Raw genomic sequence first — 25,009 nt, 5'->3', positions numbered from 1 at the left:
TCAAATTTAGCACCGCCGCCTTGTTGAGCTGGCGGGGCGAACGAATAATGCCCTCATCCATTGTTTCGCATTCGATACGAAAATCCGGAGACTTCCCATGACTCGATCCTCATCGTCCCCCGCCCGCCGCCGGCTGACCGCGCTGGCGCTCGTGCTCGCCGCCGCCGGTTCCTGGGCCGCCGCGCCGGCCGGCGCGCAGGGCTTCCCGTCGCATCCGCTGCGCCTGGTCGTGGCCTACGCGCCGGGCGGCGCGACGGACATCGTCGGACGGATGTTCGCCCAGGAGATGTCCGAAAGCCTGGGGCAGACCGTGGTGCTGGAGAACCGCGCGGGCGGGGGCACCCTGGTGGGGACCGAGTCCGTCAGGCGTTCGCCGGCCGATGGCTATACGCTGCTGTTCGGTACCAACGCCTTCGTGATCACGCCGCTGCTGCACGACGCCAAGACCTACGATCCCGTGGCCGATTTCCAGCCCATCGGCCAGGCCACCGTGCAGTCGCTGGGCATCCTGGTGACGCCCGGGCTGAAGATCCGCACGGTCAAGGATTTCATCGCCTACGCCAAGGCCAACCCGGGCAAGGTGAACTTCGCCTCGTCGGGCAACGGTTCGGCGCAACACCTGGCGGGCGAGGCCTTCGCCAAGGCGGCCGGCGTCAAGATGGTGCACGTTCCCTACAAGGGAACGGGGCCGGCCATGGCGGACCTGCTGTCCGGGCGAGTGGACGTGATGTTCAGCTCGCTGGTGGGCAACATGGAGCACGTGGCCGACGGCCGGCTGGTACTAATCGCGACCACCGGCATCAAGCGCTCGCCCGCCACGCCGGACGTGCCCACGGTCGACGAAAGCGGCGTCAAGGGCTTCCAGGCCGAGACCTGGCAGGCCGTGCTGGCGCCGGCCGGCACGCCCGCGCCGGTGGTCGACCGGCTGAATGCCGCGCTGGCCAAGGCCGGCAAGTCGCCGAAGATCGTCGAGACGCTGGCGGCGCAGGGCATGGAGGTGAAGACCACTACGCCGGCCGAGCTGCGCGACCTGCTGGTGCGCGACACCACCCAGTACAAATCCCTGCTGCAACAGGCCAAGAACACGCTGCAGTAATCAGCCCCCGAATCGGCGCTGGCCCTGCTTCTCTTCCACCAGCCAGCGCCCGTCCGGTGCGCGGGACAGACGCTCGCGGTGCAGGGAAATGGACAGGGGCGGCGGCAGCGGAACCGGTCCGGCATGCGGGGCCGTCGCATCGACGCGATAGACCAGCGTCATGTACCGCGCCGTGGCCCGGTCCGGACCATCCAGGTCGATCACGAGGTTCTGCACCAGGTGGGCCGTGGTGCGTCCGGCGGGCCGGTCGGCCAGCGCCGCTCGCACCTCGGCCGGGCCTTGCAGCATTCGGCCCTGGCGATGCCAGACGCCTTGTCCGGCCATGCAGCCGGCGACCGCGTCGAAGTCGCCGCCATCCAGCGCCAGGTAGAAGCCATGGATGGCCTGTTGGCAGCCGGTCACGGCGGCCCAGCGTTCCAGGTCGGTCATGGCCTCATCCCCGCACGAACGTGTTGCGCAGCGTGCCCAGCCCGGTGATCTCGATCTCCACCACGTCGCCGGCATGCAGGTCGGGCGACTGGCCGTCGGTGCCCATCCACACCACGTCGCCGGGATGCAGGGTCAGGTATTTCGTCATGGCGCACAGGAAGGTGGGCACGTCGAAGATCATCGCCGCGGTGGCGAAGTCGATGGTGGTCCGGCCGTTCACGCGCACCTGGGTGCGGGCCCGGGACGGATCGAATTCGGTGTCTATCCAAGGACCCATGGGCTTGAAGGTGTCCGAGTTCTTGGCGCGCCAGAAAGTACGGTCCGACCGCTGCCAGTTGCGTTCGCTGACGTCGTTGCCGATGGTGTAGCCCAGCACGCAGTCCAGTGCGTTGTCGGGCGTCAGGTGGCGCGCCTGCTTGCCGATGACCACCACCAATTCGCCCTCGTAGTGGATGGTGCGGGCGTCGGGCGGCATCACCACGTCGTGGCCGTGCGGCACCAGGGCGTTGTTGGCCCGATAGCCGATGTCGGCCTGCGTGGGCAACTGCGGCTCCTGGCCGCGCTTGCGCGCCGCCTCGATGGCGTGCTCGGCGTAGTTCAGGCCGGCGCAATAGAAGGTGCGCGGGATCACCGGCACCTCCAGGCGCACCTGGTCCAGGCTGGTCCAGTCGTCCGTCGGCACATGGCCGTCGAAGGGCGAGCCCTCGACCCGGCGTATGCGTTCGCCCTCGATCAGTCCATAGTGGGTGCCCGTCGAATCCGTGTATCTCAGCCAGCGCATGTCCGTCCTTCGTGGGTTGCCCGGCGCGGTGGCCGCGCCAGGAGGGTTTCGTCGATGTCCCCGATGCCGGGCGCGCCGCACAGTTTCATCGCGCGCACCAGTTCCTCGGTCAGTATCTGTAGTGCCCGGTGCGCGCCGGGCTCGCCGCCCGCCACCGCGCCGTACAGCGTCGCGCGCCCGACCAGCACGCCTTCGGCGCCCAGCGCGCGGGCCTTCAGGATATCCACGCCGCGCCGCACGCCGCCGTCCAGCCAGACCGGGATGCGGCCGGCCACCGCGTCCACCACGCCGGGCAGCGCGTCCAGCGTCGCGCAGGCGCCGTCGAGCTGGCGTCCGCCATGATTGGACACCACCACGGCGTCGGCGCCCAGCCGGACCAGCCGCTCGGCGTCGTCCGGCCGCAGGACGCCCTTGACGATCAGCTTGCGCGGCCAACGGTCGCGCACCCGGGCCAGGCGGTCCCAGTCGAACGAGGGATCGTAGTTGCGTCCCACCGCCGAGGCCAGTCCCGCCACGGAGGTCACGTCGCGCTGCAGGCCGATCAGGTTCTTGTTCACCGGCATGCCGTGGCGCAGCAGCGCCAGCGCCCAGCGGGGATGCGCCGCCACGTCGCCGAAGCTGCGATACGTGAGCCGGAAGGGGGTGCGGAAACCGTTGCGCACGTCGCGCTCGCGCTTGCCGCCCACCGGCAGGTCGACGGTGATGACCAGGGCTTCGTAGTCGGCCGCCCGCGCGCGTTCGATCAGGCCGTGGAAGAAGTCCTGGTTCTTCAGCACGTAGGCCTGGAACCACAGGCGGCCGGGCGCCTCGCGCGCGACTTCCTCGATCGACGCCGTGGCGCTGGTCGACAGCGTATAGGGGATGCCGTGCCGCGCGGCGGCCTTGGCGATGGCCAGGTCGCCGCCGTGGCGGCCGTAGCCGACTCCGCCTGTGGGCGCGATGGCCAGCGGGTAGTCGGCCGGCGCGCCCAGCACGGTGCAGCGGGTGGAAACCTGGGAGACGTCCACCAGGGCGCGCGGCAACAGGCGCACGCGCTCGAAGGCCTGGCGGTTGTCGGCCAGCGTGGCCTCGCTCTCGGCGCCGCCGTCGAAGAAGTCGAACACCAGCCTGGGCAGGCGGCGACGCGCCGCCGCCCGCAGGTCATCGATGGACTGGGCGCGGCCGATGCCGCGATCGAACAGACCCATGGCGCGCTCAGTGCGCGGCCGCGGCGCGCGCGGGGCGGATCGCGGCCGGCAGGAAGGACGGATCGAAAATGCGGTCGGCCATGACCTGGCAGCGCTTGATCAGCCGGTGCTCGTGGGGCAGGTAGTCGGGCCAGGCGTTGTGCAGCGTGCCGATGTGGTCCCACATCAGCACGTCGCCCTCGGTCCATTCGTGGGTGTACTGGTACTTGGGCTGGAGCTGGTGCGCGAACAGGAATTCCAGCATCTCGTCGCTGCGGCGCGCATCGAGTTCGTTGATCCGGATGGCATAGCCGGGATTGCAGTACAGCACCTTGCGGCCGGTGATGGGGTGTGTCAGGAACACCGGATGCGTCGACGGGGGCCGCTTGGCGCGCTGCTCGGGCGTGAGCGGCGGCCGTTCGCTGCCGGGCCGCGCCCGCATGTTCTCCCAGAACTTGTTGAAGTCGTGGAGGGCGGTGGCGTGTTCAAGCTCGCGTTTGACGTCGGCGGGCAGGTCCTCGTAGGCGGCATGCATGTTGGCGAAGCTGGTCGATCCCAGCGCGCGGCCGTCGCGGCGCGGCACCTTCAGGGCATGCAGCACGTTCACGAAACCTACCGTCGGGTTGTAGGACATGTCGGTGTGCCAGTCCTGGCCGGCGTCGGCGATGCCGATCAGCCGGCCGTTCTCCACGATATTGGAAAGAATGCTGACCTCGGGAATGCCGGGTTCGTTGGCGTCCGATACGGTCCGCTGCAGGCCGCCGAAGCGGGCCGAGAAATCCCGCAGCTGCGCCGGCGAGATCGATTGCGCCGGGAAGCGCAGGACGCCGTGCGCGCCCAGCGCCGCCAGCAGCGCGGCGAAATCCTGCTCCGAAAGCGGCCGGGCAAGGTCCAGGCCGCGCACCGTGGCCCCGAGTATCTTTCCGGTGGGGACGATATCCGTCATCTTGAGTCCTGTCTGGCTGATCGATGGCGAAATGGTAGGCATCGGCGGCCGGTTTGGACATCCCGCCGGGCGCAAACTTGTTATTTCCTGAACGGAAACAACCGGGAGTCAGGCGTCCTGGGGCCGCAAGTTGCGGCTGATGCCGTGGATGGCCGAATACAGCGCCTGCCCCGCCGGGCTCAGGATCTTCTGCGCCGGCATGAACGCGGAGATGGTCAGCGAGGGCAGCGTCTCGGCCACCGGCACGATGGCCAGCCGGCCCGCGGCCCGGGCTTCCTCGGCCAGGTAGCGCGGAACGAAGCTGGCGATGTTGCCGTGCTCGATGATCTGGATGGCGCCGCCCACGGATTCGCAATGCATGACGCACTGGGGCGGCGGCAGGCCGGTGTCGACGAACGACCGCTGGATGACCATGCCCGGTCCGTCGGCGGGACCGGTGACCAGCCAGGGCACGTCGGCCAGCGCCCGCAGCGACCTCGCCCGCGCCTTGGGGTGGCCCTGCCGCACCGCCACCACCAGGTCCAGCGTGAACAGCGGATCGTGCCGATAGCCTTCGCCGGGGCCGCCCGCGGGCAGCGGGCCGATGGCGAAGTCCAGGCCCTTTTCGCGGAACAGGTCCATGACCGTGGGGTAGGTGGCTTCCTGGAGATGGATGTAGACGTCGGGAAAGCGCAGCCGCATGATCTCGATCGCCCGCGGTACCACCAGCGCGAACGGCGCCGCCGACGAAGCGATGGACAGCTTGCCCGACAGGTCGCCGGCCAGTTGCCGGATGTGGGTGTGCGCGTCGGCCGCGGCGCGCACGATGAAGCGGGCGTGTTCCAGCAGGGCCTGCCCGTAGGGGGTCAGTTCGATGCCGTGCGCCGAGCGCGTCAGCAGCGTGGCGCCCACCGACAACTCCAGTTGCTGCAGCGCGCGCGTGATGGCGGGCTGCGTCAGGTCCAGCAGCTTGGCGGCGGCGCTGATGCTGCCCGCCTCGGCCACCGCCACGAAGGCCCGGAGCTGGTGGAGCTGCATGCTCAGGCCGGACGCGGCGTCGGCCGGGCGCCGCCCGCCTGGTCCCAGCAGTCATGCGGGAGCGCGGACGGCGCGGCGACGGGGGCGGAATCCAGGTTCATGATCGTCTCGCGGGGCAGGCGCCAGATACAGTCAGGAGGGCGAGGATACGCGCCCGCGCGACTCAGGTAAACACGCTCAGGAATTTCTCGTTCAGCTTGCGGTCGTGATAGAAGATGCCCGTGCCCAGCTCCTCGGCCGTCCACTTGATCACCGGCTTGTCCGGGTACCAGGTATAGCCGCCGGCGAACACCTCGTTGCGGTTGCCGCTCGGATCGAAGAAGTACACCGTTTCGCCGCGCGTGATGCCATGGCGCGTCGGCCCGATGTCCAGCGATACGCGCCGCTTGGAGATGATGTCGGCTGCCTTGAGCACTTCGCCCCAGTTGTCCAGCAGGAACGACACGTGATGCAGCTTGTTCTTGACCGGCTGCTGGATGAAGGCCACGTCGTGGGCCTTGGTCGCGCAGCTCAGGAAGGCGCCTATCATCTGCTCGTCCGGCCCGGCCACGACCGCCTCGGTCAGGCTGAAGCCCAGGACCTCGGTGAACAGCTTGAACGTGCCGGCCAGGTCGTCCCCGTACAGCAGACAGTGGTCGAAGCGGCGCGCGCCCATGCCGTGCATGTCGTCCGGCCACGGGTCGGGATTCAGGTAGCCTACCGCGCACCCGGGCGTCTCGCGGTGTGCATACAGTTCCATCACGTGGCCCGTCGGGACGGTGAAGCGGAAACGCCGTCCCGTCATCGGATGCTCGCCTTCCTTCACCCAGCTCATCGCGGTCGCCAGGCCGCTGGCCTCGACATCGGCCGACAGCTTGTCCAGCGTGGCATCCGAGTCCACTTTCCAGCCCATGTAATCCATGCCGGCTTCATCGGCCTCGCGCAGCACCACGCTGTGGTGGTCGGCTTCGTCCCAGGCTTTCAGGAACACCCGCGCGCTGCCGTCGGCGGCGGTGTCGCGCATGACTTCCCTGAGCCCGATGGTATCGACGTAGTGCCGCACCGCCGGCTCGATCTCCAGAACCCGTATGCAAACGTGTCCCGGCCGCATCACTCCTGTGATCGCCATGATGGTCTCCTTGCTGTCGTTGCTAGGTAAGGTGTGCAGGCGGCCGGGCCGCCGGCGCCAAATGACGGGTCACGCAGCGCCGCATCCGGTCCAGCGCTTCGATCTCGATGTCGCTGCGCGGCACGACACGGCAGGCCAGCACCACGCCGGCCGCCTGCTCGTCGGCGCTGACGCAGGCGCGGCTCATCTTCGCGGCGTGGTAGTCGCCGCGTACGATCCGGCTCTTGCATACGCCGCACCCGCCGCCGCGGCAGCCGACCGGAATGCCCTTGCGGCCGAGCGCCTCCATGCCGGCCAGCAGCGTCTGCGAGCCGCTGCAGGTATAGCGTTCGCCCGTATCCAGGATATGGACCTCGAAGCGCTGCCCGGCCGGGGCGGCGCTGTCGATCCGCGTTTCGTGGTCCTGCTTGGCCGGATGCATGGGATTCCTTGCGCGAGAGGTTTACCACTGGCCGATGTGTATGCCCGGCGGCAGGTTGTCGGTCATGGCCTCGATGCGGTCGAGGTCGACGGCGATGCGGCGCTTGAGCGTCAACTGATGCGCCAGCAGCCGCGCGGACATCGATTGCCGCACCGGTTCGAACGCGGGGTCCGCGCCCAGGTCGTGGAATTCGTCCGGGTCCTCGGCCAGGTGGAAGAGCTGCGGGCGATAGCCGTTCCAGGCCACCAGCTTCCAGTCGGCGGTGCGCACCATCCAGCCCCGGCAGTCGGCGTCGCGCGGCCGGCCCAGGACATGGCGGGCGCGACGCGTGGCGTAGTCCAGTTCGCTGAAGACACAGTCGCGCCAGTCGTCCGCCGCTTCGCCACGTACCAGCGGCAGCAGCGAGCGGCCTTCCACCCGGTGGGCCTGCGCGGGCAGGTCGAGCGCGTCCAGGATGGTGGGCACCACGTCCACCGCGGCGGCGAAGCGGCCGTCGTGCGTGCCGCGCGTGGCATCGGCGGCGGGCGACGGATCGACCACGATCAGCGGTACGCGCTGGACCACGTCGTGGAACAGCTCCTTCTCGCCGAAGCCGTAGTCGCCCAGGAAATCGCCGTGGTCCGAGGTGAAGACGATCAGCGTCCGGTCCGCCTGCCCTGTCTGCTCCAGGACTTCCAGCACGCGGCCCAGGTGGTCGTCGATCTGCCGGATCAGGCCCATGTAGGCCGGACGCACGTGGCGTGCCACGTCCTCCCGGTCGAAGCTGCGGCATTCGTCATGCGAGCGGTAGGCGGCCAGCACCGGATGCTCGGCGGCTTCGGAGGCGCGGTTGCGCCGGATGGGCGCCTGCTCGGCGCGGCGATACATGTCGTGGTAGGGCGCCGGCGCGATGTAGGGCCAGTGGGGCTTGATGTACGACAGGTGCAGCGACCACGGTTCGTCGCGATGGCGGCGGATGAAATCGATGGCGGCGTTCGAGACGTAGGCGGTTTCCGAGTGCGGCTCGGCCACGTGGGCGGCCAGGTGTGCATGGCGCATCTGCCAGCCGCTGGCGACGGAGCCGTCCGGATGGCGGCCGGAATTGGCATGCTGCAGCCAGGGGTCGTCGCCCGCGTAGCCGGCCGACTCCAGGTAGCGCCGGTAGTCTTCCTTGCCGGTGGGCAGGTCGCCCTCGTGCCGGCAGACCACCTCGAAGCCGCCTTGCAGCAGGCTGGCGGCGGACCGATCGGAGGCGCCGCCGCGCCAGGCAGCCATCGCCTCGGCCGAAGGTTCGAAATGGGTCTTGCCCGCCAGGTGGAGCGCGCGTCCGGCCTGCGACAGGTAGTCGCCCACCGTCAGCTCGCTCATGGGCATGGGGATGAAGTTCCAGGTCGCGCCGTGGGAGGACGGATAGCGACCGGTATAGAACGACATGCGCGACGGTCCGCACACGCCCGACTGCACGTAGGCCTGGGTGAAGGCCACGCCGCGCGCCGCCAGGGCATCCATGTTGGGCGTGCGCAGCCAGGAGCTGCCGTAGCAGGACAGGTAGTCCGCCCGCAGTTGGTCGCACATGATGAAGAGGACGTTGCGCATCCTGGTGTCCGCAAGAAAGTCGGTCGTTCGGAAATCAGTCGATCTTGATGGCGGTCTGGCGCACCAGGTCCGTCAGCCGGGCCTGTTCGCTGGCGATCAGCGCGCCGAACTGTTCCGCCGTTGTGTTCGCGACGGGGTCGGCGCCCGCGTCGGCCAGCGCCTTGCGCGTCTCGGGATCGGCCAGGATCTGGTTCAGCGCCCGCGTGAACCCGGCCACCGCGTCCTTGGGCGTTTCCTTGCGCATGACGAAGCCGTCCCAGTTGCGCACGTCGAAGCCCTTGAAGCCTTGTTCCTCCATGGTCGGCACGTCGGGCAGCCCGGGCAGCCGGCTGTCGCGCGAGGCGATGGCCAGCGCCTTGACCTTGCCGCCCTGGACCTGCGCCGTCGCCACCGTGCTGGTCAGGAACATGAAGTTCACCCTGCCCGCCACCAGGTCGGCCAGCCCGGCCGTGAACTGGTTGTAGGGCACGTGGGTGGCCGTGACGCCGTAGCGCTGCTTGAACAGTTCGCCCGCCAGGTGCGCCGGCGTGCCGTAGCCGCCCGAGGGGAAACTGTAGGTATCGGGCTTGGCGCGCAGCAGTTCGATCAGCCCCTTCACGTCGTGCACGGGCAGGGACGGGCTGACGACCAGCACGCTGTAGGTCCAGTCGTACTGCCCGACGGGCGCGTAGTCGCGGGCGAAGTCCTTCTTGAACGACGACAACAGCGCCGGGCCGACCACCACCGGCGTGAGCAGCGTCATCGCGGTATAGCCGTCGGCCGGATAGCGGTCCAGGTCGCCCGCGGCCAGGCTGCCCGAGGCGCCGGGCTTGTTGTCCACGTAGAAGGTCTGGCCCAGCTTGACGGTCAGCTTCTGCGCGATGATGCGGCTGCTGATGTCGGGCGGCGTGCCGGCGTTGTACGGCACGATGATGCGCACCGGGCGGGCCGGCCAGGTCTCGGCCTGCGCGCCGATGGCGGCCAGGCCGAGCGTGGCGGCCAGCGCCAGTTTCCCGAACGTGAAGGTCATGGATGTCTCCTTTGCTTGAACCGTGGTCTTCCTGGGGGGCCCGGCAAGTCGTTGGCGGGACTTTCGCAGTCCGCCGCGGGCCCGGCAAGTCGTTTTGCGCATGGGGCATAAACGGACGACATGGGGCGGCGCCGGCGCCCGCACTTGACTGCCCGCGCACTGCGTCTTGGACAGCCCCGCGCTGGCTCGGCCCTCACGTTGACGGCCATGTGGAGCGCATGCAAAAACCTTCCTCGCTCATGCGTCACTTTGTTGGAGACACCGCTTCGCATGGCGGCAGACCACCATAACCAACACGGGTCAACAAAATGAAGGCGACACTCTTCCTGCTTCTTGCGCTACACCTGCCGCTCGCCGGCCATGCGCAGTCCTATCCCAGCCGTCCCATCAAGGTGATCATCGGCCAGGCCGCCGGCGGCGGCACGGATATCGTCATGCGCTCGATGGCGCCCAAGCTCAGCGACGGTCTTGGGCAGCAGGTCGTCATCGAGAACAAGACCGGGGCGTCGGGCATCATCGCCGCGGACCTGGTCGCCAAGGCGCAGGCCGACGGCCATACCTTGCTGATGGCGCCGAGCGGGGTAATGGTCGGCAACGTCGTGATGAAAAAGAAACTGCCCTATTCGGTGGACGATTTCACGCCGGTTTCCCTGATCGGGACATTCCCGATGCTGCTGGTCGTGAACTCGGCGACGCCCGCGCGCTCGCTCGACGAACTCGTGAAATACATCCGCGCGAACCCCCGCCAGGCGAGTTCGGCCGGGTCGGGCTATGCGTTCGAGCTGCAAACCGCCGCGCTTGCACAACGCGTCAATCTGGACATCACGTTCGTTCCGTTCCGAGGCGCGAACGAGTCGGTCCAGGCGGTTGCCTCCAAGGAGGTGTTGATGACCTTCTCGGACGTCGGTCCGGCCTTCGGAGCGATCCAGTCCGGCCTGCTGCGTCCGTTGGCCGTCACGTCACCGGAGCGGTTGTCCGAGTTTCCGGATGTTCCGACTTTCGCGGAACTGGGCTTTCCGGAGTTGCAGGCCGAGTACTGGATGGCGCTCTTCGCGCCGGCCAACATGCCGCGTGGGGTATCCGAACGCATCTCGGCGGAGGTTCGCAAAGCCTTGGCCGATGAGGAGGTGAGAACCACGCTCAAGGCGAGGTGGGTACAGCCCTGGCCCGAGGAACCCCAGGTGCTGCGGGCCCGGATACAGTCAAATATCGAAAAATGGACTGCCGTGCGCAAGGCGGCGAAGCTGGAGCAGGTCGAATGATGCGCACCGACCTGGACTCTCTTGCCTCGCGGCTCGCCGCCTGCGTGGATGACAGGCTCCCGCAGGGAATCTTCCGGGTGCACCGGGCGGCGTTCGTCGACCCCCAGATATTCGAACTGGAGCAGCGCTACATCTTCGAGCGAACATGGTGCTTCCTCGGCCATGAGTCTCAACTGCACCAACCGCACGATTTCATCACCACCCAGATCGGCTCGACGCCAATCCTGGTCAGCCGCGACGGCGAGGGCCGGCTCGGTGCCTTCGTGAACGCCTGCCGGCACAAGGGCGCCTTGCTTTGCAGCCGCGAGCAGGGACGAGCCCGCGCGCACGTGTGTCCCTACCACGGCTGGGTGTTCGACTCGGCGGGCAAGAACACATTGCTCAAGTACGGCGCCTCGGCCGGCTATTCGGAAGCTTTCCTGAAAGACGACCACCATCTGATTCCCATCGCGCACCTGGGGAACTACCGGGGATTCCTGTTCGGGTCCCTCAACCGCGATGTTCCCGAGCTGGCCGCGTTCCTCGGCTCGGCGGCGACGCTGATCGATCTCATCGTGGACCAGAGCCCCCACGGGGTAGAGCTCGTGCCGGGCCGGACCTTGTATACCTACGAGGGAAATTGGAAGCTGCAGCTGGACAATGGCGTCGACCCCTACCATCTGTCGGAAGCGCACGCGTCGTTTCTCGATGTTCAGGCCCGCCGCCGCAAAGGCATGGGCAATGTCGATTCCCGCTCATTCGACTGGTCGCGCCGCGATGGGCTTCCGGCGGGAGCGATCAATTTCGACCATGGCCATTCCGCGGTGTGGCTGGAGCAGCCGGAGCCGGACAAGCGCCCCATCTACCCGGCCATTGACGAGATCCGCAGCCGCGTCGGCAATACCAGGGCCGATTGGATGCTCAAGGGGCGGAACGTGGGCATCTTCCCCAACATGCAGATTGCCGATGCCATATCGCCCATGCTGAGGATCTTCCGTCCGCTGGCGGTGAACCTGACCGAAATGCGCGCGTACTGCATCGCACCGGTGGGAGAGCCTACCGCCCAGCGGGCATGGCGGCTACGCCAGTACGAAGATTTCTTCAATCCGGGAGGCATGGCCACGCCCGATGATGCCGTGCTGTACGAAGACTGCCAGCGTGGCCTGTCGGCAATGCCGCTGGATTATCTCCAGGGGACTTCACGGGGGATGGGCTTCCAGCAGAGCCACGCGGACGAAGTGGTATCGACCCTGGGCATCCAGCCGGTATCGAGTGCGCTCGGGCGCTACGACACCTACAGCGAGGTTGCCTTCCAGGGGCCATACAGGGAGTGGCAGCGATTGCTGCTGGCCGGCGTGAAAGGAGAACGTCCCTATGAATAAGCTGGAGACGGCGAAAGAGCTGCTGCTGCGCGAAGCATGGCTGCTCGACAGCCAGGATTGGAAGGGATGGCTGTCGATGTATGCGCCGGACTGCGAATACTGGGTACCCGCCAGGCGCAGCGACGAAACCCTGACGCAGGACCCGAATACGGAGCTCTCGCACATCTACTATGCGAACCGCGCGGGCTTGGAGGACCGAGTGCTGAGGATCATGTCGGGACGGTCCGCGGCATCGACGCCGGCGCCTCGGACGACGCATATGTTGTGCAACTTCCACCTTGAAGAAGGCCAGGAGGACGATGGCATCCGGATCTGGACGACGTGGAGCACCCAGATGTTCAACGTCAGGCAGCGCAAGACCTATACGTTCTTCGGTACGTCGCTGACGGAATTCGGCCGGCAGGAGGAAAGCTGGCTCATCAGCAGGAAGCGCATCGAACTCAAGAACGACTATATCCCGACCTTCATCGACATCTATTGTTTCTGAGGACGGCATGCGAGCAGACCAGAAGGTGCAAGGCGAAGGTCCGTCCTATCTGTTTTTCGCCAAGCTGCCGGAGCGGCAGATCCGGCGCTACGAGCAGGGATTGCGTGAAGCCTTGCCGGGTATCCGCCTGTCGTTCGCCGGCGAGGCCGAGGAGGCGGGACGCCTGATTCCGGACGCGGAGGTGCTGATGGCGTTCGGCCCTGCGTTGAACGACCGGCTGATCGCGGCGGGCCGGCGGTTGAAGTGGATCCAGGCGCTGGGGACGGGCGTGGACGGCATCGTCGACCAGCCATCGCTCGGCCCCGAGGTCATCATTTCCAACATGAGGGGAATACACGGTCCGCCCATGGCCGAGGCGGCGCTGTCAGCCATGCTGTGCCTGGCAAGGTCGGTGCCCAGGCTATTGCGCAACCAGGGACAGCAGCGCTGGGATCGGTTCGCGTCGCAGACCCTGTCGGGATCTACGCTCGCCATCGTCGGCAGCGGGTCGATAGCCGCCTATCTCGCTCCTATCTGCAAGGCATTGGGCATGACCGTGCTGGGAATCAGCGCTGCACCGCGTCCGGTACCCGGGTTCGACCACATGTATTCCAGGAAACAAGCCGGGGATGCGGTGGCGCGAGCGGACTTCGTGCTGCTGCTTGTGCCGTCCACGCACGAGACGCGGAACCTGGTGGACGGCGCGTTTATCGAGCGCATGAAGCGAACGGCATTTCTGATCAACCTGGCGCGGGGAAGCGTGGTCCACGAGGCCGCGCTGCTGGCTGCCCTGCAACAGGGACGGATAGCAGGCGCCTATCTCGATACTTTCGTGACGGAGCCGCTTCCGCCCGGGCACCCGTTCTGGCAGCTGGACAACGTCGTCATCGCACCGCATGCCGCGGGAATGTTCAACGGCTATGCGGACGCCGCGCTGCCCATCCTGGTAGAGAACATCCGCCTCTACCAACGCGGCGCAACCACCGACATGATCAATCTTGTGAGACATCCATGAACGAAAGGCTCTTGAACCCGATTTCCGACGATGAGCTCGAGCGCCGGTGGGCCGCCGTCCGCCTGCGCATGCAAGAGGAGAAGATCGATGTGCTGCTCATGCAGGGCAGCAATGACTTCATGGGGGGATACATCAAGTATTTCACCGATATTCCCGCCACCAACGGATATCCCGTGACGGTACTGTTTCCCCGTGATGCGCCGATGACGGTCATTGGGCAGGGGACCTTCGGGATGGTGCAGGATTTCCGGTCCCGGCCGTCGCCGGCGAGACGGGGGGTGGGGCGCTACCTCGGGACGCCCAGCTACCTGCCGATCGGATATACCGTGGCCTACGACGCGCAGCTTGCCATCGAGGCACTCGCGCCCTATGCGCAGGGCCGGATCGGCGTGGTTGGAGCCAGCATCATCTCGTCGGCATTTCTGGATGCCGTCAGGCGCGGCGTTCCGGCAGGGACGCAGTGGCTCGACGCGAGCGAAATGGTCGATCGGATCAAGGTCGAGAAGTCCGATGCCGAGATAGACCGGATGTTCGCGGCGGCGGCAATGCAGGATCGCGCCTGGCAGGCGGTGCTGGACGCGATACGCCCCGGCATCCGCGACAACGAACTTGCTGCATTGGCCGAGTACGAGTGCCGCAAGGCGGGAAGCGAACAGGGGCTTTACCTGTGCGCTTCCGCTCCGGTAGGCACGGCGGCCATGTTCGGCAATCGCTATTTCCAGAACCGGGTCATCCAGCAAGGCGATTACTTTTCACTGCTGATAGAAAGCAGCGGCCCGGGTGGCTATTTCACCGAGCTGGGGCGTACCGTGGTGCTCGGAAAGGCGTCGGACGACATGCGCGACGAGTTCGGCTTCGTGCTCGAGGCCCGGAAGTTCACCACCGATCGCCTCGTCCCTGGATGTTCGGGACGTGCGTTATGGGAGGACTACAACGCCTTCATGCGTGCGAACGGCCGGCCCGAGGAGAAACGGCTGCATTGCCATGGCCAGGGCTACGACATGGTGGAGCGGCCGCTGATGCGCCATGACGAATCCATGACCTTGCGTCCAAGGACCGTGCTGGCCTGCCATCCGACCTATGCGACGGCGACGACATTCAGCTGGATATGCGACAACTATCTGGTCAAGCTCGACGGGACCACGGAACGCCTGCACAGGACACCCGAGCAGATATTCGAACGTTAGGGGAGGAGATCAGTGCGCCGCGGCCTGCGACAGGGCTGTCTTCCTGAACGCGCGCGGCGATACCCCGTAGCGTTGCCGGAATGCCCGGCTGAAATGGGTGATGTCGTTGAAACCCCAGTAGAAGGCGATCTCGCCTATCGATCTCGACCGCATCGCGGCGCTGGCCAGGTCGGCGCGGCAGCGTTCCAGCCGCGTCTGCCAGATCCACTTCATCAGGGGGACATCTTCGTCCTCGAACAGCTCGTAGATGTACCGGGTCGACAGGTTGATGGCGGCGGCGATATGGGCGGCGTCGATCTCGTGGTTGCGCAGGTTGTCTTTCACGTAGCCCATGATGCGCTGCTTGTGCAGGGCCCGCAGGCGCGAGGGCGGCGGACGCGTATCGGGACTGGTTCCCGCGAGACTGGCCGCTATCAGGAAGGGCAGGGCGTCGGCGAGGCGGTCGGCCTCGAGGTCGGAGAGCCGGTCGGTCTGGGCCAGGAGCTGGTCGATGGTGTGGCGCAGCACCGCGCCCGCGCCGTAGGTGGTCCGTACCTGCCGGGCGGTGTGCAGTTCGATTTCGGGCACGATCGCGCGCAGCGCGCTGTGTTCGATGTACAGCGAGTGGGCGAGGACGTTGCCGGCTTCGATGAAGAACGGCCGCGAAGGATCGATGATGAACAGGTCATCGGGTTCGATGCGGGTTTCACGGCCTTCCTGGTGCACGAGGGCGACGCCTTCACGGTGCAGCGATACGAGCAGGCGCGAGCGCAGGCCGGTCGCGCGGGGCGAACAGGTCGTGTGGGGCGAAAAACGCAGCGCGGCAAAGCGCAGCCGCTCGCCGCTGTAGCCCTTGACCTGGGTGCTGAACGGATGTTCCTGGTTGCCCTGCACGGATAGGCCGACCGCGAAGGCATCCTGCATTTCCCTGCGGAAGATCGCCGAGCCTGCGCCCGGGTTCTCGCCGTGGATGGTGAACTGTCGGATGGTCGTCATGGGATGTCTGTCTCCAGCGCAGATCGGTCGAACCGAATCCGTCTTCGCAAAGTTTCCCGGTTCGAGGGCTGGCAAGTCAATCGGACTTTGCCCGCAAGGGTTGCCGCGTCAGCGGCCATGCCGAAGGACGAACCGGCCGACCGTTTCGGTGAACCATGTAGGTTGCTCCACGCAGGCCATGTGGGCCGCGTCGCAGAGTTCCAGCGTCGCCCCCCGTATGGCGCCGGCCAGCTCCGCGGCGATCTCCGGCGGGATGGCCGAATCGTTGCGACCGGCCACGACCAGCGTCGGCCGGGCCAGTTCCCGCAGGCGTTCCCGATGGTCCAGCCGCTGGATGGCACCCACGGCATCCACGTAGCCCTGGATGGGCGTGCGGTGCATCAAGGCGCGCAGCCAGTCTGCCGTCAACGGCGAGCCCAGGAGAAAGTCGCGCGTGAACCAGCGGCCCAGCGTGGCTTCCACATGCGCGTCGAATCCGTCCGTGCGCAGGGCAGCCAGGCGTTGCTCCCACACCCTTGCCACCGAGGGGGCGGTGTACGCGCCGCAATGGGCCAGGACGAGGGCGGAGCATCGTGCCGGGTACGCCAGGGCGAATGCCTGAGCCACCATGCCGCCCAGCGAGGTACCCACGATGGCGGCCGATGCGGCACCGGCCTGGTCCAGGATGCGGGCGAGATCATGCACGGCGTCGTCGAGCCGCCAGTTCTGCCGCAGCGGGCTATGGCCATGTCCGGGAAGGTCCACGCATATCAGGCGGAAGTGGCGTGCCCAGACGGGCAGCAGCGGATCCCACAGGCTGCGGTTCGTTGCGATGGGATGCAGGAGCACCACGGCCGGGCCGTCGGCGGCGCCGGCAAGCTGCCAGGAAAGGCCGGAAGAGGTCATCGCGCGGCATCCATGTCCCAGGTGCCCAGCCCTATGCCCGTGTACCAGCCGGCGACGGCCTTGTAATAGAGCGGCCGGAAGGGCGCGCCGGCGGCGCCGTCCGCGACCAGCCAGGTGCGGATCTCTTCCGCGCCGTTACCCGCTTCGTGGACGTGTTCTTCGGCATGCCGGAGCAGCGCCTCGGCATCGCCCGCGACCAGGCGCTCCAGGGACGGGCTGGATATTCCGCTGGTCAACGCGCTGGAAGCCGGCTTCTACGCCGTGCACCCGGACCTGAATCAGGCCGTGACCCACCCGGTGGACGATTCCACCGCCGCCTGGGGCGGCGTGGCGCTGCGGCCCTATGGCGAGACCTGGAACAAGCCGTATTCGCCGCTGTTCAAGTACGAGTGGGAACCGACTTACGAGGCCTTGCGGCGCTACGCCGCGACCACCGACGGCAGCCCGTACGACGGCGTGCTGATGAACTACACCAACCCCGCCACCGGTGGTCCGGTCATGGCGACCATGGGCGCCAGCATGCAGATGCTGCGGCCCGGCGAAAAGACCAAGGCCCACCGGCACACGGGCAGCTTCCTCTACCAGGTGGCCAAGGGCAAGGGCTATTCCATCATCAACGGCCGCCGCTACGACTGGCAGGAGCGCGACATTTTCTGCGTGCCGTCCTGGGCTTTCCACGAGCACGCCAACGCGTCGGACAGCGACGACGCCTGCCTGTTCTGCTTCAACGACCTGCCGGTCATGCATGCGCTCAAGCTCTACCGCGAGGAAGCGCTGGCGGAAAACGATGGCCACCAACCGCTGATCGGCTAGTCCCCACCTGATTCGATGCTTGTCATACACCGCGGGTCCGGCCCGCGGCGGGATTCTTGTCGCCTCGCGCGACCCTATGGAGAACAGAAATGCGTCTTGTGACCTACCGCACCACCGTTGCCGAACAAGCCCGCCTGGGGGCGGTGGTGGACGACCGCGTGGTGGACCTGGCCCGTCTGGGGGCCGTGGCCGGCGTGCCGCTGCCCGACGACATGCTGGCCTTCATCGACCTCGGTCCGGACGCGGTACGGTCGGCCACCGAGCTGTTGAAGGCCCACGAAGGCAAGTGGCCGGTGGGCACGGCGATCCCGGCCGGGAACGCCCGCCTGCTGGCGCCCATCCCGCGGCCGCGCAAGAACATCTTCGGCATCGGTCTGAACTATGTCGAGCACGTGGAAGAGTCCAGCCGCACGCTGGACACCTCGAAGGACCTGCCCACCAAGCCGGTCATCTTCTCGAAGCCGCCCACCAGCGTGATCGGTCCGGGCGAAGCCATCGAGCACAACGGCAACATCACCCAGCAGCTCGATTGGGAGGTGGAGCTAGCGGTGATCATGGGGCGGCGCACGCACCGAGTGGCCGAGGCCGACGCGCTGGACTACGTGTTCGGCTACAGCGTGATGATCGACATCAGCGCGCGCGACTGCCGCCGCGCCGGGCAGTGGATCTATTCCAAGGGCCAGGACACCTACGGTCCCTTCGGCCCCTGCATCGTGACCGCCGACGAGATCCCCGATCCGCACGTGCTGGACCTGTCGCTGACCGTCAACGGCGTGACCAAGCAAAGCTCGAACACCCGCCACATGCTGTTCAAGGTGCCGCACCTGATCGCCGACATCAGCGCCGCCATGACCATGGAGGCGGGCGACATCATCGCCACCGGCACGCCCGAGGGCGTGGGCGCCGGCCGCACGCCGCAGGAGTGGCTGTGGCCGGGCGACGTGGTCGAGGCCCACGTCGAGAAGATCGGCTCGCTGCGCCATCCGGTGGTGGCCGTCTAGGGTCCAAGCCCCGCGCCCGCGCGGGTTCATTCCAGCTGTTGCAGTACATCCATAGGGAACAACAATGGTCAGGAACATGATCCGGGGCGGACTGTGCGCGCTCCTTCTCGCGGGTGCCGGCGCGGCGCAAGCCCAGGCGCCGGTGAAGATCGGCTTCATCACCACGCTGTCGACGCCCGCCGGCTACATCGGCGAGGACGAGCGCGATGGCTTCAACCTGGCGATCAAGCAGGGCGGTGGCAAGCTGGGCGGCGTGCCGGTGGAGCTGGTGGTCGAGGACGACGCCTTGAAGCCGGCCAATGCCAAGCAGGCCGCGGACCGCATGCTGCAATCGGGCATCAAGCTGTTCACCGGCGTGAATTTCTCGAATGTGCTGGCGGCCGTGGCGCCGGGCGTGCTGCGCGACGGCGCCTATTACGTGAGCCTGAACCCCGGCCCTTCGACCTTTGCCGGCGAGAAGTGCGACAAGAACTATTTTGTCGCCTCGTACCAGAACGATGCCTATCACTCGGCGGGTGGCCATGCCGCGAACGAGCTGGGCTACAAGCGCGTGGTGCTGCTGGCGCCCAACTACCAGGCGGGCCGCGACGCGCTGGCCGGTTTCAAGCGCACCTACAAGGGCGAAGTGGTGGCCGAGATCTATACCAAGCTCGACCAGTCGGACTTCTCGGTGGAAATGGCGCGCGTGCGGTCGCTGGCGCCGGATGCGGTCTACCAGTTCCACCCGGGCGGCGCGGGCATCAATTTCGCCAAGCAATACGCCAACTCGGGCCTGAACAAGACCGTGCCGATGCTGATGCCGGCCTTCTCGATGGATGGCCGCATGCTGGCGGCCTCGGGCGCCTCGGCCGAAGGCTTCTATACCGTGGGGATGTGGTCGACCGAGATGGACAATCCGCAAAGCCGCGCCTTCGTGAAAGCCTTTACCGAGACCTACGGCCGCAAGCCTACCGACTACGGCATGCAGGCCTATGACACGGCGCTGCTGATCGGCTCGGCGCTCAAGGCGGTCAACGGCGACCTTTCCAAGGGCGATGCCTTCCGCGCCGCGCTGCTCAAGGGCGACTTCCCGACGCTGCGGGGCAAGTTCCGCTTCAACCACAACCAGCATCCCATCCAGGACTACTACTTGATGCGGATCGAACGCAGCGGCAACGAGTTGGTGCCGAAGGTCGTGCGCAAGGTAGTCAGCGACGACCAGGACGCCTACGCCGGCCAGTGCAAGCTCTGACCATGGCCCTGCTCTTCGAACAACTGTTGAACGGCCTGCAGTTCGGCGCCATGCTCTTCATGCTGGCGTCGGGCCTGACCCTGATCTTCGGCATCATGGGGGTCATCAACCTGACCCACGGGTCGTTCTACATGGTCGGAGCCTATTGCGGCGCGTTCGCGCTCGGGCACACCAACTCGTTCGCCGCCGGCGTGGTGGCCGCCCTGGCCGGCGCCGCGCTGTACGGGCTGCTGGTGGAGTTCGCGGTGATCCGGCGCCTGTACAAACGCGACCACCTGTACCAGGTGCTGGCGACCTTCGGGCTGATCCTGTTCACCAACGAGGCGGTCAGCATGATCTTCGGGCGCCAGCCGCCCATGGTCGAGATCCCCGCCTTCCTGGACGGCACGGTGCCGCTGGCGCCGGGCTTCCGCTACCCGCTGATGCGCCTGGCCTTCATCGTGGTGGGCGCGCTGGTGGCGCTGGGGCTGTGGTTCCTGATCAACCGGACGCGCGTGGGCATGCTGGTGCGCGCCGGAGCCGACGACCGCGAGATGGTGGACGCGCTGGGCATCGACATCCAGAAGCTCTACAGCGTGGTATTCGGGCTGGGTGCGCTGTTGTGCGGCCTGGCCGGGGTGATGGCGGCGCCGCTGCTGGCGGTGGAAATCGGCATGGGCGAGCGCGTGCTGATCACCACCTTCGTGGTCATCGTGATCGGTGGCGTGGGATCGGTGCGCGGGGCGATGGCCGGTGCGCTGCTGGTCGGCATGGTGGACAGCCTGGGCCGCGCCTATTTCCCGCAACTGCTGGGCGCGATGCTGTCGCCCGAGGTGGCCGACATGCTGGCGGCCGGGCTGGTGTCGGCCAGTGTCTACGTGCTGATGGCGCTGGTGCTTATCTTCCGACCGAAGGGACTCCTGGGATGATCCGGATGAGTGGAATCGCGGTACCCGGGCGCGGCACGGCGGGCCTGTTCACGCAATGGAATCGCCGGGCCGTGTTCGGCTGGGTGGGCCTGTTGCTGCTGGCCCTCGTGCCGGTGGCTTCGCACGCCACCGATACGCCCTATCTGATCAACGCGATGACGCGTTTCGTCATCTACGGGCTGGCGGCGGTCAGCCTGGACCTGGTGCTGGGCTACGGCGCGCTGATCAGTTTCGGCCACGCCATGTTCTTCGGCCTGGGCGGCTACGTGGTGGCCATCATCACCTTCCATGCGGTAGAGGCCGGGCCGCTGTTCGGCTGGGCCGGCAGCACGCAGGCGCTGGTCGTCTGGCCCATCGCGCTGGCATGCTGCGCGCTGCTGGGCTGGGTGGTGGGCTACCTGGCGCTGCGGACCAGCGGGGTGCAGTTCATCATGATCACGCTGGCCTTCGGGCAGATTGTGTATTTCATCCTGGTGTCGCTGCAGGTGTACGGCGGCGACGACGGCCTGATGATGTCGCAGCGCAGCCGGCTGCCGGGCATCGACCTGGCGGACCCGGTCAGCTTCTATTACTTCAGCCTGGCCGTGCTGGCGCTGTGGACCGTCTTCTGCGTGAAGCTGGTCAACTCGCGCTACGGCATGGTGCTGCAGGCGCTGCGCCAGAGCGAGCGGCGCGCGGTCAACCTGGGCGTGGCGCCCATGCCGTACCGGCTCAGCGCCTTCGTGATCTCGGCCGTGGGCACCGGTATGGCCGGCATCCTGTGGGCCAACTACGCCGAGCTGGTCACGCCCGACATGGCGGCGTGGACCAAGTCGGGCGAATTGATGGCCATCGTCATCCTGGGCGGCGTGGGCACGCTGCTGGGGCCTATCGCGGGCGCCGGCGTGTTCCTGGGCCTGGAGCAGGCGCTGTCCGCCTGGACCGAGCACTGGATGTTCATCATGGGACCCATCCTGGTGCTGGTGGTGCTGGCCGGCAAGCATGGGCTCTTCGGCCACTGGCTAGGGAAGCGCCATGGATAGCGCGGTCATGGAAGAAGTCCTGCTGGACGTGCGCGGCCTGCGCAAGTCCTTCGGCGCGGTGGCGGCCACGCAGAACGTGGACCTGACCGTGCGCGCGGGCGAGATCCACGCGCTGATCGGTCCCAACGGCGCGGGCAAATCCACGCTGATCACGCAGATCTGCGGCGAGATCCGGCCCGATGCGGGCCGAATCCACCTTGCCGGGCGCGACGTGACGGCGATGCCGGCCTACGAGCGGGCACGGCGCGGCCTGGGGCGGTCGTTCCAGATCACCCAGCTGTGCCTGGAGTACACGGCCATCGAGAACGTCATGCTGTCGCTGACCGTGGGGCCGCGCACGATCTTTTCGATCTGGTCCGATCCCCGGCGCGATGCCAGGCTGGCCGAGCGCGCGCAATCGTGGCTGGAGCGGGTGGGGCTGGCCGACCGTGCCGACGTGCCGGCGGCCGACATGGCCCATGGCGAGCGGCGCCAGCTGGAACTGGCGGTGGCGCTGGCGCGCGAGCCGCGCCTGCTGCTGCTGGACGAGCCCATGGCCGGCATGGGGCCCGAGGAATCGGCGCGGATGACGCGGCTGCTGGCCGGCATGCGCGAGCGTTATGGCATCCTGCTGGTGGAGCACGACATGGACGCGGTGTTCGCCCTGGCCGACCGCATCAGCGTGCTGGTCTACGGCAAGCTCATATTCACCGGCAACTGCGACGAGGTGCGCCAGCATCCCGAGGTGCGCAGCGCCTATCTGGGAGACGCGGCATGCTGAGCGTGGACGGCATCCGGGCGGGATACGGATCGAGCGAGGTGCTGTTCGGCCTGTCGTTCGAGGCCAGGCAGGGCGAGGTCGTGTCCCTGATCGGCCGCAACGGCATGGGCAAGACCACCACCGTGCGCACGCTGATGGGCATGCTGCCCGCGCGTGCCGGCCGCGTCGCCATACAGGGCCGGGACCTCGCCAACCAGGCGCCGCACACGGTGGCGCGGCTGGGCGAGGGCCTGGTGCCCGAGGGGCGGCGGGTGTTCGGCTCGCTCACGGTGGAGGAAAACCTGGTGGCCACGCGCCGCGCCGGCCGCGGCGCCTCGGGCTGGGACCTGCCTCGCATCTACCAGCTCTTTCCCCGGCTGGGCGAGCGGCGCCGCCAGTCGTCGCGCACGCTGTCGGGCGGCGAGCAGCAGATGCTGGCCATCGGCCGCGCGCTGATGACCAACCCGCTGCTGCTGGTGCTGGACGAGGCCACCGAGGGGCTGGCGCCCATCATTCGCCAGGAGATCTGGCGCTGCCTGGACGTGCTCAAGCGCGAAGGGCTGACCATCGTGGTGATAGACAAGAACCTGGCCGAGATGCGCACGCTGGTCGACCGCCACCATATCGTCGAGAAGGGGCGGGTGGTATGGGCGGGCACGCCGGACGAACTGTCGGGCCAGCCTGAACTGGCCCAGCGCTATCTGGGACTCTGATCGAGGACGCAAGGAACATCATGTTGAATCTCCCCCGTTTCAAGGCCGCGGCCGTGCAGGCCGCTCCGGTCTTCCTGGACACCGACGCCACCGTGGAAAAGGTGTGCGCGCTGATCGAGGAGGCCGCCGGCAACGGCGCCTCGCTGGTGGCCTTTCCCGAGGTGTTCGTGGCAGGCTATCCATACTGGAACTGGATCATGACGCCCATCGAGGGCAGCCCGTGGTTCGAGAAGCTGTGCCGCAGCGCCATCGAGATCCCCGGTCCCGAGATCCGGCGCATCGCCGCCGCCGCGCAGGCATGCAAGGTGCACGTGGTGGTGGGCGTGAACGAGCGGGCCGCGCACGGCCTGGGCACGATCTACAACACGCTGGTCACCATCGGCCCCGACGGCAAGCTGCTGGGCCGCCACCGCAAGCTGGTGCCGACCTGGGCCGAGAAGCTGACCTGGGCCAATGGCGACGGCTCCTCCCTGCGCGTGCACGACACGGCCATCGGCCGGCTGGGCGCGCTGGCCTGCGGCGAGAACACCAACACGCTGGCGCGTTTCTCGCTGCTGGCGCAAGGCGAACTGGTGCACGTGGCCAGCTACATCTCGCTGCCGGTGGCGCCGGCCGACTACGACATGGCCGAGGCCATACGCGTGCGCGCGGCCGCCCACAGCTTCGAAGGCAAGGTCTACACGGTGGTGTCGTGCTCCACCATCTCGGAAGAGATCGTCGAGGCCATGGCGGCCTCCCATCCGCACACGCGCGACCTCCTGCGCCGCTCGAACAGCGCGTTCTCCGGCATCCTGGGCCCGGACGGCCGCGTCATCGGCGAACCGCTGATCGACCGCGAAGGCATCGTCTACGCCGACGTGGACCTGTCGCGCTGCATCCAGCCGCGCCAGATGCACGACATCATCGGCCACTACAACCGTTTCGACGTATTCGACCTGCGCGTGAACCGGCGCACCCAGCAGCCCGCGCAGTTCCTGGACGATCCCGATCCGCTGCCGGACCAGTCCGTCGACGCCGCGCCGCCATCCCCGACTTCCCCCGAGGCCTGACCCAATGACCGCCATTCCGACCCGCGCCGCCGGCGCGCCCATCAAGATCGGCCAGATCGTTCCGTCGTCCAACACCACGATGGAAACCGAGATTCCCGCCATGTTCCGCGCCCGCGAAGCCGTGGCGCCCGAACGCTTCACCTTCCATTCCAGCCGCATGCGCATGAAGAAGGTGACCAAGGAAGAGCTGGAGGCCATGGACCACGACAGCGACCGCTGCGCGATCGAGCTGTCGGACGCGCGCGTGGACGTGCTGGGCTACGCCTGCCTGGTGGCCATCATGAGCATGGGCAAGGGGTACCACCGCGTGTCCGAGGAGCGCCTGACCCGCCGCACCGAAGAGAACGGCGCGCCGGCGCCGGTGGTGACCAGCGCCGGCGCGCTGGTCGACGGCCTGCACGCCATGGGCGCGAAACGCGTATCGGTGGTCTGCCCCTACATGAAGCCGCTCACGAAGCTGGTCGTGGAATACATCGAAAGCGAGGGCATCGAGGTCAAGGACTACGTCGCGCTGGAGATCCCGGACAACCTGCAGGTGGCGGCCCAGGACCCGGCGCGCCTGGTCGAGATCTACAAGCGCCTGGACCGGGGCAACATCGACGCCCTGGTGCTGTCGGCCTGCGTGCAGATGCAATCGCTGCCCTCGATCCAGAAGGTGCAGGACGAATCGGGCATCCCCACGGTCTCGGCGGCGGTGGCCACTTCGTGGCAGATGATGCGCAAACTGGGACTGTCCACGAGCGTGCCCGGCTGCGGCGAATTATTATCTGGGAAGTTCTGAATCCGCCGCCCCCGCGCGGGGCGGGCCTTGCCCAGGAGAAGCGAGTTGAAACC

The 25,009-nt window shown here is 67.4% G+C and carries 26 protein-coding genes and 1 pseudogene; 15 read left to right on the top strand and 12 right to left on the bottom strand.

Annotated elements, in window-relative coordinates:
- Nucleotides 1–97 precede the first annotated feature (97 nt).
- Entirely contained in the window at nucleotides 98–1,096 is a 999-nt protein-coding gene (locus CDO46_RS00340) for a tripartite tricarboxylate transporter substrate binding protein (RefSeq protein ID WP_087836591.1), read from the top strand.
- Here the strand turns inward: CDO46_RS00340 and CDO46_RS00335 are convergent, their stop codons facing one another.
- From CDO46_RS00335 to CDO46_RS00295, 9 genes are all read right to left on the bottom strand, one after another.
- Nucleotides 1,097–1,525: a nuclear transport factor 2 family protein gene (locus CDO46_RS00335; RefSeq protein WP_165963360.1), complete on the bottom strand. Its 429-nt coding sequence runs from the start codon at nucleotides 1,523–1,525 to the stop codon at nucleotides 1,097–1,099.
- Nucleotides 1,526–1,529: 4 nt separating this feature from the next.
- Nucleotides 1,530–2,306, bottom strand: coding sequence for a fumarylacetoacetate hydrolase family protein (locus CDO46_RS00330; protein ID WP_087836589.1), 777 nt, complete (start codon nucleotides 2,304–2,306; stop codon nucleotides 1,530–1,532).
- On the bottom strand, nucleotides 2,294–3,493 hold the full coding sequence (locus CDO46_RS00325) for an alpha-hydroxy acid oxidase (protein WP_087836588.1): 1,200 nt from the start codon (nucleotides 3,491–3,493) through the stop codon (nucleotides 2,294–2,296). The genes CDO46_RS00330 and CDO46_RS00325 overlap by 13 nt, the downstream gene beginning before the upstream one ends.
- A gap of 7 nt (nucleotides 3,494–3,500) precedes the next feature.
- Nucleotides 3,501–4,418, bottom strand: a complete 918-nt coding sequence (locus CDO46_RS00320; protein WP_087836587.1) for a TauD/TfdA family dioxygenase — start codon at nucleotides 4,416–4,418, stop codon at nucleotides 3,501–3,503.
- Nucleotides 4,419–4,526: 108 nt separating this feature from the next.
- Nucleotides 4,527–5,435 carry a LysR family transcriptional regulator gene (locus CDO46_RS00315; RefSeq protein WP_087836586.1) on the bottom strand — a complete coding sequence of 303 codons (909 nt, stop codon included), beginning with the start codon at nucleotides 5,433–5,435 and terminating at the stop codon, nucleotides 4,527–4,529.
- A gap of 163 nt (nucleotides 5,436–5,598) precedes the next feature.
- Nucleotides 5,599–6,543: a catechol 2,3-dioxygenase gene (locus CDO46_RS00310; RefSeq protein WP_087836585.1), complete on the bottom strand. Its 945-nt coding sequence runs from the start codon at nucleotides 6,541–6,543 to the stop codon at nucleotides 5,599–5,601.
- Nucleotides 6,544–6,565: 22 nt separating this feature from the next.
- On the bottom strand, nucleotides 6,566–6,964 hold the full coding sequence (locus tag CDO46_RS00305) for a 2Fe-2S iron-sulfur cluster-binding protein (RefSeq protein ID WP_087836584.1): 399 nt from the start codon (nucleotides 6,962–6,964) through the stop codon (nucleotides 6,566–6,568).
- 21 nt (nucleotides 6,965–6,985) lie between these two features.
- On the bottom strand, nucleotides 6,986–8,539 hold the full coding sequence (locus tag CDO46_RS00300) for a sulfatase-like hydrolase/transferase (protein WP_087836583.1): 1,554 nt from the start codon (nucleotides 8,537–8,539) through the stop codon (nucleotides 6,986–6,988).
- A gap of 34 nt (nucleotides 8,540–8,573) precedes the next feature.
- Nucleotides 8,574–9,548 carry a tripartite tricarboxylate transporter substrate binding protein gene (locus CDO46_RS00295; RefSeq protein WP_165963361.1) on the bottom strand — a complete coding sequence of 325 codons (975 nt, stop codon included), beginning with the start codon at nucleotides 9,546–9,548 and terminating at the stop codon, nucleotides 8,574–8,576.
- A gap of 308 nt (nucleotides 9,549–9,856) precedes the next feature.
- Here CDO46_RS00295 and CDO46_RS00290 point away from each other — a divergent pair, with 308 nt between their 5' ends.
- The 5 genes from CDO46_RS00290 to CDO46_RS00270 are packed head-to-tail and all read left to right on the top strand — an operon-like array spanning nucleotide 9,857 to nucleotide 14,839.
- Nucleotides 9,857–10,810: a tripartite tricarboxylate transporter substrate binding protein gene (locus tag CDO46_RS00290; RefSeq protein ID WP_087836581.1), complete on the top strand. Its 954-nt coding sequence runs from the start codon at nucleotides 9,857–9,859 to the stop codon at nucleotides 10,808–10,810.
- The gene (locus CDO46_RS00285) at nucleotides 10,807–12,171 is read left to right on the top strand and encodes a Rieske 2Fe-2S domain-containing protein (RefSeq protein WP_176400617.1); all 1,365 of its coding nucleotides are present in this window, start codon (nucleotides 10,807–10,809) and stop codon (nucleotides 12,169–12,171) included. The genes CDO46_RS00290 and CDO46_RS00285 overlap by 4 nt, the downstream gene beginning before the upstream one ends.
- Nucleotides 12,164–12,658: an aromatic-ring-hydroxylating dioxygenase subunit beta gene (locus CDO46_RS00280; protein ID WP_087836579.1), complete on the top strand. Its 495-nt coding sequence runs from the start codon at nucleotides 12,164–12,166 to the stop codon at nucleotides 12,656–12,658. The genes CDO46_RS00285 and CDO46_RS00280 overlap by 8 nt, the downstream gene beginning before the upstream one ends.
- A gap of 7 nt (nucleotides 12,659–12,665) precedes the next feature.
- The gene (locus CDO46_RS00275) at nucleotides 12,666–13,652 is read left to right on the top strand and encodes a D-2-hydroxyacid dehydrogenase (RefSeq protein WP_087836578.1); all 987 of its coding nucleotides are present in this window, start codon (nucleotides 12,666–12,668) and stop codon (nucleotides 13,650–13,652) included.
- Nucleotides 13,649–14,839, top strand: coding sequence for a Xaa-Pro peptidase family protein (locus CDO46_RS00270; protein ID WP_087836577.1), 1,191 nt, complete (start codon nucleotides 13,649–13,651; stop codon nucleotides 14,837–14,839). The genes CDO46_RS00275 and CDO46_RS00270 overlap by 4 nt, the downstream gene beginning before the upstream one ends.
- Nucleotides 14,840–14,848: 9 nt before the next feature.
- Here CDO46_RS00270 and CDO46_RS00265 read toward each other — a convergent pair whose 3' ends face one another.
- From CDO46_RS00265 to CDO46_RS28220, 3 genes are all read right to left on the bottom strand, one after another.
- A complete protein-coding gene (locus CDO46_RS00265; protein WP_087836576.1) occupies nucleotides 14,849–15,814 on the bottom strand; it encodes a helix-turn-helix domain-containing protein in 966 nt (321 codons plus the stop codon).
- A gap of 108 nt (nucleotides 15,815–15,922) precedes the next feature.
- Nucleotides 15,923–16,699: an alpha/beta fold hydrolase gene (locus CDO46_RS00260; RefSeq protein WP_087836575.1), complete on the bottom strand. Its 777-nt coding sequence runs from the start codon at nucleotides 16,697–16,699 to the stop codon at nucleotides 15,923–15,925.
- Nucleotides 16,696–16,935: a hypothetical protein gene (locus CDO46_RS28220; protein ID WP_176400613.1), complete on the bottom strand. Its 240-nt coding sequence runs from the start codon at nucleotides 16,933–16,935 to the stop codon at nucleotides 16,696–16,698. The genes CDO46_RS00260 and CDO46_RS28220 overlap by 4 nt, the downstream gene beginning before the upstream one ends.
- Here CDO46_RS28220 and CDO46_RS00255 point away from each other — a divergent pair.
- The 9 genes and pseudogenes from CDO46_RS00255 to CDO46_RS00215 form a co-directional block, all read left to right on the top strand.
- A pseudogene (locus CDO46_RS00255) lies at nucleotides 16,907–17,512 on the top strand (cupin domain-containing protein); the annotation flags it as partial. The gene CDO46_RS28220 and the pseudogene CDO46_RS00255 sit on opposite strands and share 29 nt — an antisense overlap.
- 89 nt (nucleotides 17,513–17,601) lie before the next feature.
- A complete protein-coding gene (locus tag CDO46_RS00250) occupies nucleotides 17,602–18,513 on the top strand; it encodes a fumarylacetoacetate hydrolase family protein (protein WP_087836574.1) in 912 nt (303 codons plus the stop codon).
- Nucleotides 18,514–18,577: 64 nt separating this feature from the next.
- Complete coding sequence (locus CDO46_RS00245) at nucleotides 18,578–19,744, top strand: ABC transporter substrate-binding protein (protein ID WP_087836573.1); 1,167 nt, start codon at nucleotides 18,578–18,580, stop codon at nucleotides 19,742–19,744.
- 2 nt (nucleotides 19,745–19,746) lie between these two features.
- Nucleotides 19,747–20,652 (top strand): branched-chain amino acid ABC transporter permease, encoded by a 906-nt coding sequence (locus tag CDO46_RS00240; RefSeq protein WP_087836572.1) that lies wholly within the window; start codon nucleotides 19,747–19,749, stop codon nucleotides 20,650–20,652.
- A 5-nt stretch (nucleotides 20,653–20,657) separates the two neighbouring features.
- Nucleotides 20,658–21,674 carry a branched-chain amino acid ABC transporter permease gene (locus tag CDO46_RS00235; protein ID WP_087836571.1) on the top strand — a complete coding sequence of 339 codons (1,017 nt, stop codon included), beginning with the start codon at nucleotides 20,658–20,660 and terminating at the stop codon, nucleotides 21,672–21,674.
- The gene (locus CDO46_RS00230; protein ID WP_176400616.1) at nucleotides 21,667–22,434 is read left to right on the top strand and encodes an ABC transporter ATP-binding protein; all 768 of its coding nucleotides are present in this window, start codon (nucleotides 21,667–21,669) and stop codon (nucleotides 22,432–22,434) included. The genes CDO46_RS00235 and CDO46_RS00230 overlap by 8 nt, the downstream gene beginning before the upstream one ends.
- A complete protein-coding gene (locus tag CDO46_RS00225; protein ID WP_087836569.1) occupies nucleotides 22,428–23,126 on the top strand; it encodes an ABC transporter ATP-binding protein in 699 nt (232 codons plus the stop codon). Before CDO46_RS00230 ends, CDO46_RS00225 begins: the two co-directional genes overlap by 7 nt.
- Nucleotides 23,127–23,146: 20 nt before the next feature.
- Entirely contained in the window at nucleotides 23,147–24,175 is a 1,029-nt protein-coding gene (locus tag CDO46_RS00220; RefSeq protein ID WP_087836568.1) for a carbon-nitrogen hydrolase family protein, read from the top strand.
- A gap of 4 nt (nucleotides 24,176–24,179) precedes the next feature.
- On the top strand, nucleotides 24,180–24,956 hold the full coding sequence (locus CDO46_RS00215) for an Asp/Glu racemase (RefSeq protein ID WP_087836567.1): 777 nt from the start codon (nucleotides 24,180–24,182) through the stop codon (nucleotides 24,954–24,956).
- Nucleotides 24,957–25,009: the final 53 nt, after the last annotated feature.

Origin of the sequence: Pigmentiphaga sp. NML030171, assembly GCF_002188635.1 — a bacterium.
In the GTDB taxonomy this organism is placed as follows: domain Bacteria; phylum Pseudomonadota; class Gammaproteobacteria; order Burkholderiales; family Burkholderiaceae_B; genus Pigmentiphaga; species Pigmentiphaga daeguensis.
This window is presented reverse-complemented; position numbering and strand designations above follow the sequence as displayed.

Bases quoted from the DNA above. Each gene is read 5' to 3' on its own strand.
- CDO46_RS00340 (WP_087836591.1), top strand. From the start codon at position 98: ATGACTCGATCCTCATCGTCCCCCGCCCGCCGCCGGCTGACCGCGCTG.
- CDO46_RS00335 (WP_165963360.1), bottom strand. From the start codon at position 1,525: ATGACCGACCTGGAACGCTGGGCCGCCGTGACCGGCTGCCAACAGGCC.
- CDO46_RS00330 (WP_087836589.1), bottom strand. From the start codon at position 2,306: ATGCGCTGGCTGAGATACACGGATTCGACGGGCACCCACTATGGACTG.
- CDO46_RS00325 (WP_087836588.1), bottom strand. From the start codon at position 3,493: ATGGGTCTGTTCGATCGCGGCATCGGCCGCGCCCAGTCCATCGATGAC.
- CDO46_RS00320 (WP_087836587.1), bottom strand. From the start codon at position 4,418: ATGACGGATATCGTCCCCACCGGAAAGATACTCGGGGCCACGGTGCGC.
- CDO46_RS00315 (WP_087836586.1), bottom strand. From the start codon at position 5,435: ATGCAGCTCCACCAGCTCCGGGCCTTCGTGGCGGTGGCCGAGGCGGGC.
- CDO46_RS00310 (WP_087836585.1), bottom strand. From the start codon at position 6,543: ATGGCGATCACAGGAGTGATGCGGCCGGGACACGTTTGCATACGGGTT.
- CDO46_RS00305 (WP_087836584.1), bottom strand. From the start codon at position 6,964: ATGCATCCGGCCAAGCAGGACCACGAAACGCGGATCGACAGCGCCGCC.
- CDO46_RS00300 (WP_087836583.1), bottom strand. From the start codon at position 8,539: ATGCGCAACGTCCTCTTCATCATGTGCGACCAACTGCGGGCGGACTAC.
- CDO46_RS00295 (WP_165963361.1), bottom strand. From the start codon at position 9,548: ATGACCTTCACGTTCGGGAAACTGGCGCTGGCCGCCACGCTCGGCCTG.
- CDO46_RS00290 (WP_087836581.1), top strand. From the start codon at position 9,857: ATGAAGGCGACACTCTTCCTGCTTCTTGCGCTACACCTGCCGCTCGCC.
- CDO46_RS00285 (WP_176400617.1), top strand. From the start codon at position 10,807: ATGATGCGCACCGACCTGGACTCTCTTGCCTCGCGGCTCGCCGCCTGC.
- CDO46_RS00280 (WP_087836579.1), top strand. From the start codon at position 12,164: ATGAATAAGCTGGAGACGGCGAAAGAGCTGCTGCTGCGCGAAGCATGG.
- CDO46_RS00275 (WP_087836578.1), top strand. From the start codon at position 12,666: ATGCGAGCAGACCAGAAGGTGCAAGGCGAAGGTCCGTCCTATCTGTTT.
- CDO46_RS00270 (WP_087836577.1), top strand. From the start codon at position 13,649: ATGAACGAAAGGCTCTTGAACCCGATTTCCGACGATGAGCTCGAGCGC.
- CDO46_RS00265 (WP_087836576.1), bottom strand. From the start codon at position 15,814: ATGACGACCATCCGACAGTTCACCATCCACGGCGAGAACCCGGGCGCA.
- CDO46_RS00260 (WP_087836575.1), bottom strand. From the start codon at position 16,699: ATGACCTCTTCCGGCCTTTCCTGGCAGCTTGCCGGCGCCGCCGACGGC.
- CDO46_RS00250 (WP_087836574.1), top strand. From the start codon at position 17,602: ATGCGTCTTGTGACCTACCGCACCACCGTTGCCGAACAAGCCCGCCTG.
- CDO46_RS00245 (WP_087836573.1), top strand. From the start codon at position 18,578: ATGGTCAGGAACATGATCCGGGGCGGACTGTGCGCGCTCCTTCTCGCG.
- CDO46_RS00240 (WP_087836572.1), top strand. From the start codon at position 19,747: ATGGCCCTGCTCTTCGAACAACTGTTGAACGGCCTGCAGTTCGGCGCC.
- CDO46_RS00235 (WP_087836571.1), top strand. From the start codon at position 20,658: ATGAGTGGAATCGCGGTACCCGGGCGCGGCACGGCGGGCCTGTTCACG.
- CDO46_RS00230 (WP_176400616.1), top strand. From the start codon at position 21,667: ATGGATAGCGCGGTCATGGAAGAAGTCCTGCTGGACGTGCGCGGCCTG.
- CDO46_RS00225 (WP_087836569.1), top strand. From the start codon at position 22,428: ATGCTGAGCGTGGACGGCATCCGGGCGGGATACGGATCGAGCGAGGTG.
- CDO46_RS00220 (WP_087836568.1), top strand. From the start codon at position 23,147: ATGTTGAATCTCCCCCGTTTCAAGGCCGCGGCCGTGCAGGCCGCTCCG.
- CDO46_RS00215 (WP_087836567.1), top strand. From the start codon at position 24,180: ATGACCGCCATTCCGACCCGCGCCGCCGGCGCGCCCATCAAGATCGGC.